The organism is Pseudomonas sp. KCJK8993 (genome assembly GCF_046230915.1).
Taxonomy (GTDB): Bacteria; Pseudomonadota; Gammaproteobacteria; order Pseudomonadales; family Pseudomonadaceae; genus Aquipseudomonas; species Aquipseudomonas piscis.
Genome location: NZ_JBJJLO010000161.1, coordinates 1 through 11,422, shown reverse-complemented (window position 1 = coordinate 11,422; position 11,422 = coordinate 1). Strand labels below are relative to the sequence as shown.

Annotated in this window: 11 protein-coding genes and 1 pseudogene; 8 read left to right on the top strand and 4 right to left on the bottom strand. The window is 63.0% G+C overall.

What is annotated here, in order from left to right; genetic code table 11:
- Nucleotides 1-110: 110 nt before the first annotated feature.
- Together ACK6AU_RS29870 and ACK6AU_RS29865 are read right to left on the bottom strand one after the other, a co-directional pair.
- Complete coding sequence (locus tag ACK6AU_RS29870) at nt 111-1,604, bottom strand: CoA-acylating methylmalonate-semialdehyde dehydrogenase (protein ID WP_152899181.1); 1,494 nt, start codon at nt 1,602-1,604, stop codon at nt 111-113.
- 74 nt (nt 1,605-1,678) lie between these two features.
- Nucleotides 1,679-3,028, bottom strand: coding sequence for an aspartate aminotransferase family protein (locus tag ACK6AU_RS29865; RefSeq protein ID WP_185697639.1), 1,350 nt, complete (start codon nt 3,026-3,028; stop codon nt 1,679-1,681).
- A 125-nt stretch (nt 3,029-3,153) separates the two neighbouring features.
- Between ACK6AU_RS29865 and ACK6AU_RS29860 the strand changes: the two genes are divergently transcribed.
- The 3 genes from ACK6AU_RS29860 (at nt 3,154) to ACK6AU_RS29850 (ending at nt 5,424) form a co-directional block, all read left to right on the top strand.
- The gene (locus ACK6AU_RS29860; RefSeq protein ID WP_185697638.1) at nt 3,154-4,074 is read left to right on the top strand and encodes a LysR family transcriptional regulator; all 921 of its coding nucleotides are present in this window, start codon (nt 3,154-3,156) and stop codon (nt 4,072-4,074) included.
- Between the two features lie 94 nt (nt 4,075-4,168).
- Nucleotides 4,169-4,837, top strand: coding sequence for a TetR/AcrR family transcriptional regulator (locus ACK6AU_RS29855; RefSeq protein WP_409303229.1), 669 nt, complete (start codon nt 4,169-4,171; stop codon nt 4,835-4,837).
- Nucleotides 4,838-4,842: 5 nt separating this feature from the next.
- A complete protein-coding gene (locus tag ACK6AU_RS29850) occupies nt 4,843-5,424 on the top strand; it encodes an IMPACT family protein (protein ID WP_409303227.1) in 582 nt (193 codons plus the stop codon).
- 359 nt (nt 5,425-5,783) lie between these two features.
- On the opposite strand, the gene ACK6AU_RS29845 is transcribed toward ACK6AU_RS29850, so the two are convergent.
- Nucleotides 5,784-6,218, bottom strand: a complete 435-nt coding sequence (locus ACK6AU_RS29845) for a hypothetical protein (RefSeq protein ID WP_409303225.1) — start codon at nt 6,216-6,218, stop codon at nt 5,784-5,786.
- Between the two features lie 82 nt (nt 6,219-6,300).
- Between ACK6AU_RS29845 and ACK6AU_RS29840 the strand changes: the two genes are divergently transcribed.
- The 4 genes and pseudogenes from ACK6AU_RS29840 to ACK6AU_RS29825 form a co-directional block, all read left to right on the top strand.
- Nucleotides 6,301-6,528, top strand: a complete 228-nt coding sequence (locus tag ACK6AU_RS29840) for a hypothetical protein (RefSeq protein WP_409303223.1) — start codon at nt 6,301-6,303, stop codon at nt 6,526-6,528.
- Nucleotides 6,529-6,530: 2 nt separating this feature from the next.
- Nucleotides 6,531-7,214 carry an SDR family oxidoreductase gene (locus ACK6AU_RS29835; protein WP_409303221.1) on the top strand — a complete coding sequence of 228 codons (684 nt, stop codon included), beginning with the start codon at nt 6,531-6,533 and terminating at the stop codon, nt 7,212-7,214.
- Between the two features lie 197 nt (nt 7,215-7,411).
- Complete coding sequence (locus ACK6AU_RS29830) at nt 7,412-8,770, top strand: 8-oxoguanine deaminase (RefSeq protein WP_409303219.1); 1,359 nt, start codon at nt 7,412-7,414, stop codon at nt 8,768-8,770.
- Between the two features lie 37 nt (nt 8,771-8,807).
- Nucleotides 8,808-8,879: pseudogene (locus ACK6AU_RS29825) on the top strand (SUMF1/EgtB/PvdO family nonheme iron enzyme); the annotation flags it as partial.
- 219 nt (nt 8,880-9,098) lie between these two features.
- Here ACK6AU_RS29825 and ACK6AU_RS29820 read toward each other — a convergent pair.
- Nucleotides 9,099-10,187, bottom strand: coding sequence for a calcium:proton antiporter (locus ACK6AU_RS29820; protein WP_185697632.1), 1,089 nt, complete (start codon nt 10,185-10,187; stop codon nt 9,099-9,101).
- Nucleotides 10,188-10,456: 269 nt separating this feature from the next.
- Between ACK6AU_RS29820 and ACK6AU_RS29815 the strand changes: the two genes are divergently transcribed.
- Complete coding sequence (locus tag ACK6AU_RS29815; protein ID WP_185697631.1) at nt 10,457-11,410, top strand: adenosine deaminase; 954 nt, start codon at nt 10,457-10,459, stop codon at nt 11,408-11,410.
- Nucleotides 11,411-11,422: the final 12 nt, after the last annotated feature.

Sequence of the window (11,422 nt, the reverse complement as noted above, 5' to 3'; positions counted from 1 at the left end):
GACATTAAACTCGCCGTCAACACTTATTTTCATAAATCTGTCACATCAATCAAAAAAGCCCATGAATGCCAAGACCGGTCCTCTCGGGCCGGCCTCGGACAGCATCCTGCTTAAAGGCTAGGGAAAGCGAATTGAGAAGCCTCATGGCTGGCCCGCTGCGGCCAGCGCTGGGTAATGGCCTTGCGGCGAGTGTAGAAACGCACACCATCGGGGCCATAAGCATGCAAGTCGCCGAACAGCGAACGCTTCCAGCCACCAAAGCTGTGGTAGGCCACTGGCACCGGCAGCGGTACGTTGACCCCCACCATGCCCACTTCGATCTCGTCGCAGAACAAGCGTGCAGCCTCACCATCCCGGGTAAAGATGCAGGTGCCATTGCCATACTCATGATCGTTGATCAGTTGCATGGCCTCTTCCAGGCTGTTGACCCGCACGATGCACAACACCGGCCCGAAGATCTCTTCTTTATAGATACGCATCTGCGGAGTCACGCGATCGAACAGGCAGCCACCCAGGAAGAAGCCCTCTTCGTGACCCGCCACGCTCAAGCCACGGCCATCCACCACCAGCTGTGCGCCGGCAGCCACACCGTCCTCTACATAACCGCTGACCTTGTCCTTTGCCTGGGCGGTGACCAGTGGCCCCATGTCCAGGCCGCAGGAAGTACCGGCACCGATCTTCAGCGCCTTGATCTGCGGCACCAGCTTGGCCACCAGGGCATCAGCCACCTGGTCTCCCACGCACACCGCAACCGAAATCGCCATGCAACGCTCGCCGCAGGAACCATAGGCCGCGCCCATCAGCGCACTGACGGCGTTATCCAGGTCGGCATCCGGCATCAGCACCGCGTGGTTCTTCGCCCCGCCCAGCGCCTGGACGCGCTTGCCGCGCTTGGTGCCCTCGGCATAGATGTATTCGGCGATCGGCGTCGAGCCGACAAAACTCAGGGCCTTGACCTCCGGAGCCTCGATCAGCGCATCCACCGCGGTCTTGTCGCCATGCACCACATTCAGCACGCCCTTGGGCAGCCCGGCCTCATGCAGCAGTTGGGCGATCAACAGCGTGGAGCTGGGATCACGCTCGGAAGGCTTGAGGATGAAGCAGTTACCACAGGCAATCGCCAGCGGGTACATCCACAACGGCACCATGGCCGGGAAGTTGAATGGCGTGATACCCGCCACGACCCCCAGCGGCTGGAAGTCGGACCAGGCATCGATGTTCGGCCCGACGTTACGACTGAACTCGCCCTTGAGGATTTCCGGCGCCGCACAGGCGTACTCGACATTCTCGATACCGCGCTTGAGCTCACCAACGGCATCCTCCAGGGTCTTGCCATGTTCTTCGCTGATCAGCTGGGCGATACGCGCTTCGTTCTGCTCCAGCAATTGCTTGAAGCGGAACATCACCTGGGCACGCTTGGCTGCCGGTGTATTGCGCCAGGCCGGAAATGCCGACTTGGCGGAATCGATGGCCTGCTGGATGGTCTCACGGCTGGCCAACGGCACTTTATGGATCGCCTGGCCAGTGGACGGGTTGAAGACATCGCTGCTGCGACCGCTATCACTTACCAACTCACCATGGATCAGGTGGGAAATCAGGCTCATGCGCAAACTCCTGGAAAGAGGAAAGGCACAGGCGCGAACCACTTCGCGCCTGCTGCTATATAAGAAGGATCGGATCAGTCGAGCTTGTTCAGCACTTCGCCAACTGCATCGAACAAGCGGTCGAGATCCTGGGGCTTGCTGTTGAAGGTCGGGCCGAACTGCAGGGTGTCGCCGCCGAAGCGTACGTAGAACCCAGCTTTCCATAGGGCCATGCCCGCCTCGAATGGACGCACGATCGCGTCGCCATCGCGAGGCGCGATCTGGATCGCCCCCGCCAGGCCGAAGTTACGGATGTCGATCACGTTCTTCGCGCCCTTGATACCGTGCAAGGCCTTCTCGAAGTGCGGCGCGACCTCGGCCACGCTCTGCACCAGGTTTTCCTTCTGCAGCAGATCCAGGGCCGCCAAGCCAGCCGCACAGGCCACCGGGTGCGCCGAATAGGTGTAGCCGTGGGGGAATTCCACCGCGTACTCGGGAGTCGCCTGGTTCATGAAGGTCTGGTAGATCTCGGAACTGGCGATCACCGCGCCCATGGGGATCGCGCCGTTGGTGACCTGCTTGGCCACGCACATCAGGTCCGGCGTCACGCCGAAGCTGTCGGCGCCGAACATCGCGCCAGTACGACCAAAGCCAGTGATCACTTCATCGAACACCAACAAGATGCTGTGCTGGTCGCAGATCTCCCGCAGGCGCTTGAGGTAGCCCTGTGGCGGCACCAGTACCCCAGCGGAACCGGCCAACGGCTCGACGAACACCGCGGCGATGTTGGAAGCGTCATGCAATTCGATCAGTTTCAGCAACTCGTCGGCCAAGGCGATACCGCCCTGCTCCGGCATGCCGCGAGAAAATGCGTTGCTGGCCAGCAAGGTATGCGGCAGGTGGTCGACATCCGCCATGGCCTGGCCGAACAGCTTGCGGTTGCCATTGACCCCACCCAGGCTGGTGCCGGCGATGTTCACGCCGTGATAACCACGGGCCCGGCCAATCATCTTGGTCTTGGTCGGCTGGCCTTTCAGGCGCCAGTAGGCACGCACCATCTTCACCGCGGTATCTGCGCATTCGGAACCGGAGTCGGTGAAGAACACATGGTTCAGGTTGCCCGGGGTCAGGGCGGTGATTCTCTCCGCCAGCTGGAACGACAGTGGGTGGCCGTACTGGAAGCCCGGCGAGTAATCCAGGGTTCCCAACTGCTTGCTCACCGCCTCCTGGATCTCCTTGCGCGAGTGGCCGGCGCCACAGGTCCACAGGCCGGACAGCGAGTCATAGACCTTGCGCCCCTTGTCATCCACCAGCCAGCTGCCCTCGGCGCCAACGATCAGGCGCGGGTCGCGCTGGAAGTTGCGGTTGGCGGTATAGGGCATCCAGTGGGCGTCGAGCTTGAGCTGACTGGCCAGGGACTGGTGGGCGTTTTCCGGCATGTTCATGGCAAAACCTCGCAAGGCAATGAAGCGGCGTAGGAATGATGCAGCGTTGTTGCGGCTAACTTGCCACGGCTATAAAGTCGATGAAATTCAACTTTAATAACCTTCAGTCAGCCGCCTACTAAACTATGAGCCTTCATAGAGCCGACCCACTGGCGCAAGTCAGCGACTTCGACATCCGCCTCTTGCGCATCTTTCGCAGCGTGGTGGAATGCGGCGGTTTTTCCGCCGCCGAGACGGTGCTCGGCATCGGCCGCTCGGCCATCAGCCAGCAGATGAGCGACCTGGAGCAAAGGCTCGGCCTGCGCCTGTGCCAACGTGGGCGCGCCGGGTTCTCCCTGACCGAGGAAGGCCGCGAGGTCTACCAGTCGACCCTGCAACTGCTCAGCGCCCTGGAAAGCTTTCGTACCGAGGTCAACGGCCTGCACCGCCATTTGCGCGGCGAGCTGATCATCGGACTCACCGATAACCTGGTGACCCTGCCCCACATGCGCATCACCCACGCCCTGGCGCAATTGAAGGAACGCGGCCCGGACGTGCAGATCCAGATCCGCATGATCGCCCCCAGCGAGGTCGAGCAAGGGGTGCTCGATGGCCGCCTGCACGTCGGCGTGGTGCCCCAGGCCAGCGCCCTGTCCGGCCTGGAATACCAACCCTTGTACGACGAACGTTCGCTGCTGTACTGCGCGGTCGGCCACCCATTGTTCTATGTGGATGACAAGCAACTGGACGATCAGCGCCTCAACGCCCAGGAAGCCATTGCTCCGACCTTCCGCCTGCCGGCCGAGATCCAGGCCCGCTACCAGGCGCTGAACTGCACCGCCAGCGCCTCCGACCGCGAGGGCATGGCCTTCCTGATCCTCACCGGGCGCTACATCGGCTACCTGCCGGATCACTACGCCAGTCTGTGGGTACAGCAGGGCCGGCTACGGGCGCTCAAGCCCAGGTCAAGGTTCTACGACCTGAACCTGTCGACCGTCACCCGCAAGGGCCGGCGTCCGCACCTGGTACTGGAAAGCTTCCTGGAAAGCCTGGCGGCCACCCGATGAGCCGCTGGCTTTTGTCGCACCAAGGCTTGTCTGTTCAAGCCGGGTAGGCTATCAACGCACAGGCTGCCCCCTACAGACTCGCTCGGAAACCTCCATGACCCTTGAAGTCCCTGCCCACAGCGCTGCCCACCCAGGCAAACCGACCAGCCGCATCCGCCAGAAGAACGAACGTGCCATCATCCAGGCCGCCGAAGACGAATTCGCCCGCCACGGCTTCAAAGGCACCAGCATGAACACCATCGCGCAGAACGCCGGGCTGCCCAAGGCCAACCTGCACTATTACTTCACCAACAAGCTGGGGTTGTACGTCGCGGTGCTGAGCAACATCCTCGAGCAGTGGGACAGCACCTTCAACAGCCTCACCGCCGAGGACGATCCCGCCGAGGCGCTGACCCGCTACATCCGCGCCAAGATGGAATTTTCCCGGCGCCAGCCACAGGCCTCGCGCATCTTCGCCATGGAGATCATCAGCGGCGGTGAATGCCTCAGTGAATATTTCAGCCAGGACTACCGCGCCTGGTTCCAGGGCCGGGCCAGTGTGTTCCAGGCCTGGATCGACGCCGGCAAGATGGACCCGGTGGATCCGATGCACCTGATCTTCCTGCTGTGGGGCAGCACCCAGCACTATGCCGACTTCGCCACCCAGATCTGCCAGGTCACCGGCCGCAGCCGCCTGACCAAGCAAGACATGGAAGCCGCCACCAACAATCTGCTGTGCATCATTCTCAAAGGCTGCGGCCTGTCACCTGTGGAAAAAGCCTGAACCCCATGCCCTTTACCCTGGCCGGCCTTTGCGAATACCGCGAGGAGATTCGCAAAAGCCGCTTCATCACCTTCGCCGCCCCCATCACTTGTGCCGCCGAGGCCCAGGCTTTCATCCAGGCCTACAGCGACGCCGATGCCTCGCATAACTGCTGGGCCTGGAAGCTGGCCGACCAGTACCGCAGCAATGACGACGGCGAACCCGGCGGCACGGCCGGACGACCGATCCTGGCCGCCATCGAAGCCCAGGACTGCGACCAGGTAGCAGTCCTGGTGACCCGCTGGTACGGCGGTATCCAGCTGGGCACCGGCGGCCTGGCCCGGGCCTATGGCGGTGGCGCCAACAAATGCCTGCAAGGCGCCGAACGCATCGCCCTGGTCAACCGAGTGCCGTTGCGCTGCACCTGCGGGTTCAGCGAACTGGCACTGGTCAAGCTGCGAGTCGCCGAACTGGGCGGGTTGCTGGTCCAGGAGGACTTCACCGCCAACGGCGTGGATCTGCAACTGGCCCTGGGTGAAGAGCAGATCGCCCCCTTGCAACGGCAATTGGCCGACCTGAGTCGCGGACGCATCATGCTGCAACGTTGAACCTGCATGCCTGGCCTGTGCATAGACACTCGGCGTCTAGGCAATTGCCCACATCTACTGTGCACCCGGCTGTGGATAACCTGAGCAAACAACGCTGTAGCCCTTTTGCAACGTGGCTTCGCCGAGATTGATCAGTTTTCGTACAAAACTTCCCACTGTGGATTTTTTGTACCGTAAAACAGCCAGTTAGCTGGGCTTATCACGCTTGGAAGATAAGCCAGCCATGCTTATGCCCAAGCTTCGGGCTTGCGCACAAATACTGTGGAGCAAGCTGTGGATAACCCGTGCAAGGCTGCGCGCACCGCAGGTTGCGCAGGGCCTGGGCGCAGCTGCTTACTTTTTATCCAACCTCGCCTTCACTATGGCAAAGATGCCGGCGGCAGCTCGCCTCCATGGCTATCGGCACGCACTGGCAACAGCTGGGCCACGCACCAGGCCAGTTCGAAGAACAGGAACACGCCGATCAGCACCGTGGCCCCCTGGGCCAGGGCATAGACCTGCCAGGTGGCGAACAGGATGCGACCCAGTGCGTCATAACGACCGAATGCCCGTTGAGGATCGCGAATCCGCAACAGCGACCACACGCAGACGATCGATCCCATCAAGTTGGCCAGCAGCAGATGCATGGGCTCGAATGGCGGCAACCGCCCTGGCAGATCCAGCGCCAGGGCCAACTGCTCCAGCAGCCCATGCAAGGCCATGAAACTCCAGGGCGTCACAAAGGCCATAGTGACCAACAGGTCATACCAGCCGCTGGCCCGGACCAATTTTCGGTACTGCGCGTTCGACCACATAATCATCGCTCCATGGATTAAAGGAGCGCGCAGGCTAAAGCCTAGAGTATGCTCCAGGGTCAACCCCCTTCGAGTCCCCCCTATGCGCATTGGAGACTTGGCCAGCGCCCGCACCGGCAACCGCGATACCCTGCGCGTCTATGAACAGCGCAACGCCCAGCCGGACCACGCCGTCGCGCGATTGCTGCAAGGCAAGCTCGACCTGACCGAAACCCGCCTCAACGAACGGGACCATTTGCGCCGCGAGCTGCAACAAGGCTCGGCAGGCCTGTCCACTGAATCCGTGATCTTCATTCATCAAGGAGCCTGACTATGTCCACGGCAAAAACCGCACTGATCATCGGCGCCTCCCGGGGCTTGGGCCTCGGCCTGGTCCAGCGCCTGCTCGAAGACGGCTGGCAGGTCACCGCCACCGTGCGCAACCCGCACAAGGCCGAGGCCCTGCACGCCCTGGGCAAGGTGCGGATCGAACAACTGGACATGGACGACCAGCACGCCGTGCTCGCCCTGAGCCAGAGACTCAAGGGCCAGGTGTTCGACCTGCTGTTCGTCAACGCCGGGGTCAAGGGCCCGGACAACCAACTGCCGGGCCAGGCCACCCAGGCCGAGGTCGGCCAGCTGTTCTTCACCAACGCCGTGGCGCCGATCAACCTGGCCCAGCGTTTCGTCGAGCAGATCCGCCCCAATACCGGGGTCCTGGCGTTCATGAGCTCGGTACTGGGCAGCGTGACCATGCCCGACGCTCCCGAGCTGGCGCTGTACAAGGCCAGCAAGGCGGCCCTGAACTCCATGACCAACAGCTTCGTCAGCAGGCTCGAACAACCACTGACCGTGCTCTCGCTGCACCCGGGCTGGGTCAAGACCGACATGGGCGGCGAAGGCGCCGACATCGACGTGCTGACCAGCACCCGCAGCTTGATCGCCCAGGTCAACGCCTACACCGGCAAGGGCGGCCACCACTTCATCAACTACAAGGGCGAGACCATTCCCTGGTAACCCCGGAGCAGGTGGCCGCCGCCACAACCTGCGGCCACCTTCGGCAAAGGCTCTGGAACCGGGCCCCGGACAGCGGTTTTGTCCCCCGGCAAAACTTTCGCTAGACTGCGCCACGCGCCCCACGGCGACCCTGGATCAGCAGACAGGGCAACACTGAGCTGGCTAACCTGAACCCACTTTCAGAGGAGCCGGCCACCATGCCTGCGACCCGTACCTGGTTAAAGAATCCCCTGGCCATCTTCACCGGCAACGCCCTGGACGCCCGCGGCGGCCTGGTGCTGCAAGACGGCCTGATCGTCGAAGTCCTCGGCCTCGGCCAACAGCCCGCAAGCCCCTGCCAGGAAGTCTTCGATGCCCGCGAGCACGTGCTGCTGCCGGGCCTGGTCAACACTCACCATCACTTCTACCAGACCCTGACCCGAGCCTGGGCCCCGGTGGTCAACCAGCCGCTGTTCCCCTGGCTCAGGACCCTGTACCCGGTCTGGGCCCGCCTGACCCCGGAAAAACTCGCCCTGGCCACCAAGGTGGCGCTGGCCGAACTGCTGCTCTCCGGCTGCACCACCGCCGCCGACCATCACTACCTGTTCCCGGACGGCCTGGAAAACGCTATCGATGTGCAAGTCGAAGCCGTGCGTGAACTGGGCATGCGCGCCATGCTCACCCGCGGTTCGATGAGCCTTGGCGAAAAGGACGGCGGCCTGCCACCGCAACAGACCGTGCAGGAGGGCCAGGTGATTCTCGACGACAGCCAGCGCCTGATTCAGCAGTACCACGAACGTGGTCCCGGCGCGCAGATCCAGATCGCCCTGGCACCCTGCTCGCCGTTCTCGGTGACCCCGCAGATCATGGCCGCCAGCGCCGAAATGGCCGAGGCCCTGGACGTACGCCTGCACACCCACCTGGCCGAAACCCTCGACGAAGAAGACTTCTGCCTGCAGCGCTTCGGCCTGCGCACCGTGGACTACCTGGACAGCGTCGGCTGGCTCGGCCCGCGCACCTGGCTGGCCCACGGCATCCACTTCAACTCGGACGAAATCGCCCGCCTCGGGCAGGCCGGCACCGGCATCTGCCATTGCCCGAGTTCGAACATGCGCCTGGCGTCCGGCATCTGTCCCAGTATCGAGTTGACCGACGCGGGAGCGCTATTCGGCCTGGGCGTGGACGGCTCGGCGTCCAATGACGCCTCGAACATGATCCTCGAAGCGCGTCAGGCGCTGTACATCCAGCGCTTGCGCTACGGTGCCGAGACGATCACCCCGGAGCGCGTACTGGGCTGGGCGACCCGGGGCTCGGCAAGCCTGCTGGGCCGCACCGACATCGGTGAACTGGCGGTGGGCAAACAGGCGGACCTGGCCTTGTTCAAGCTCGATGAGCTGCGTTTCTCGGGTAGCCACGATCCGGTTTCGGCACTGCTGTTGTGCGGTGCGGATCGGGCCGACCGGGTGATGATTGGCGGCAAGTGGCGGGTACTCGATGGCCAAGTCGAAGGGCTGGACCTCAAAGGCCTGATCGCCGATCACAGCCAGGCGGCCCGGCAACTGATCGCCAATACCTGACCCATGCCTCCAGCGGCGAGGGAGCAGATCCCTCGCCGTGGACCGGTTCGTGCCCAATCCCCTGGGCCTCTACAACCTCACCGGCAATGCCAGCGAATGGGTCAACGATTGGTACGACAAACACTGCTATCGCGAATCGCCCGTGGAGAACCCGCAGTGGCCGCAAACCGGCATTTATCGGGCGCAACTGGAGCGAACAACGAGTTTGCCAACGACCCGACCTTCTCGCCTTCGGCCAGCACCGTGCGTCGTTGGCATTGGGGGCACACGCGGCCTGGAGCGCCCCCCGCGTCAGCTTTCGCTGCGCCATCCAGTCGGCACAGCCGCTTTAAAGGCCGAGCAGCGAGAGCATGATGAAGGTGGCGAACAGCACGAAGTGAGTCATGCCTTCGATGGCGTTGGTCTCGCCATCGTTGAGGTTGATCGCGCTGACGATCAGGGTGATGAACACCATCACCGTCTGCACCGGCGTCATGGCCATCTGGAACGGTTGGCCGGTATACAGGGCCATGGCCTCCATCACCGGCACCGTCAGGATCACCGTCGACAGGGAGGCACCCAGGGCCACGTTGACCACCGACTGCATGCGATTGGCCAGGGCCGCGCGCAACGCGGTGAGGATCTCCGGCGCAGCGGAAATCGCCGCCACCAGGATCGCGGTGATCACCGGTGGTGCGCCGGTGCCTTCCAGGCCCAGGTCCAGGGTCTTGGACATCACCTCGGCCAGGGCGCCGATCACCACTACGCCCAACACCAGGGCGCCGATGCTCCAGGCCAGGTTGACCGCATGGGGTTGCGCCTGGTCTTCCTTGGCCCGGCGCTTTTCCGGGTAGCTGTAGCTGAAGAAGTAACTATGAGGCCCGACCTGCATGCGCAGGAACAGGGTGTAGAGCACCACCATCGCACCGATGGTGAAGGCCGAGTAGACCTTCCAGTCGCTTTCGGGAATGAACTCCGGCACCACCATCGACACGCCCATGGCGGTGAGGATCATCACGCTGTAGGTCCGCGCCGAATCGTCGTTGTAGGGCTGCTCGCCATGCTTGATGCCGCCCATCAGCGCGGCCAGGCCGAGGATGCCGTTGATATCCAGCATCACCGCCGAATAGATGGTGTCGCGCACCAGGGTCGGCGAAGCCTCGTTGCTCATCATGATCGCCAGGATCACCACCTCCACCAGCACCGCCGCCAGGGTCAGGATCATGGTGCCATAGGGGTCGCCGACCTTTTCCGCCAGCAGCTCGGCGTGATGGGCCACCCGCATCGAAGCCACGACGATGAAGCCGATGAGCACCAGCCCGGCGAGCAGCGCGATGCCCTGGCCGCTGGTGAGCAAGAGGTGTTCCAGGGGATAGGCGGCCAAGGCAGCCAGTAGCGCAAGCAGCAGGAGCTTTTCTTGCTTGAGGGAAGTGAGCATTGCAGTCCTTTGACGGAAATAAAAACGGACATAGAAGATGAGCTGAAGACTGCTGCGAGTCACTAATGTTTCGTTACATACTCGTGCCCGAGTGCAGGTGAAGCCCCTCCTCGCCCTCGGTCAGGTTTTATCGGACATTCGCGCCGTCCACTGTAGAATGGCGGCTTTTTCGCACCCGGCGAGCACCGCGAGCCAATGGCCAGGCCCCACGGAAGGGCACCGCCCGGCCCCAGGCTTCTCGCCGCTCCCGCACCTGATGAGACAACACCATGTATGACTGGCTGAACGCCTTGCCCAAGGCTGAACTGCACCTGCACTTGGAAGGTTCCCTGGAGCCCGAGCTGCTGTTCGCCCTGGCCGAGCGCAACAAGATCGCCCTGCCCTGGAGCGACGTCGAGACCCTGCGCAAGGCCTACGCCTTCAACAACCTGCAAGAGTTCCTCGACCTGTACTACCAGGGCGCCGACGTGCTGCGCACCTCCCAGGACTTCTACGACCTGACCTGGGCCTACCTGCTGCGCTGCAAAGAACAGAACGTGATCCATACCGAACCCTTCTTCGACCCGCAGACCCACACCGACCGTGGCGTGCCTTTCGAAGTGGTGCTCAACGGCATCGCCAGCGCCCTGAAGGATGGCGAGCAGCAACTGGGCATCACCAGCGGCCTGATCCTCAGCTTCCTGCGCCACCTGAGCGAAGAAGCAGCGCAGAAGACCCTCGACCAGGCCCTGCCGTTTCGCGAAGCCTTCGTCGCCGTGGGCCTGGACAGCTCCGAGATGGGCCATCCGCCGAGCAAGTTCCAGCGGGTGTTCGACCGGGCCCGCGCCGAGGGTTTCCTGACCGTGGCCCATGCGGGCGAAGAAGGCCCGCCGGAGTACATCTGGGAAGCCCTGGACCTGCTCAAGATCCAGCGCATCGATCATGGCGTTCGGGCCTTCGAGGACGAGCGGCTGATGCAGCGGATCATCGACGAGCAGATTCCGCTGACCGTCTGCCCGCTGTCCAACACCAAGCTCTGTGTGTTCGATCACATGTCCCAGCACAACATCCTGGAAATGCTCGAACGCGGGGTGAAGGTGACGGTCAACTCCGATGACCCGGCCTACTTCGGCGGCTATGTCACCGAGAACTTCCATGCCTTGTACACCGACCTGGGCATGACCCGGGAACAAGCCCAGCGCCTGGCCCAGAACAGCCTGGACGCCCGCCTGGTCAAGCCCTAAGGCCAGCCTGGC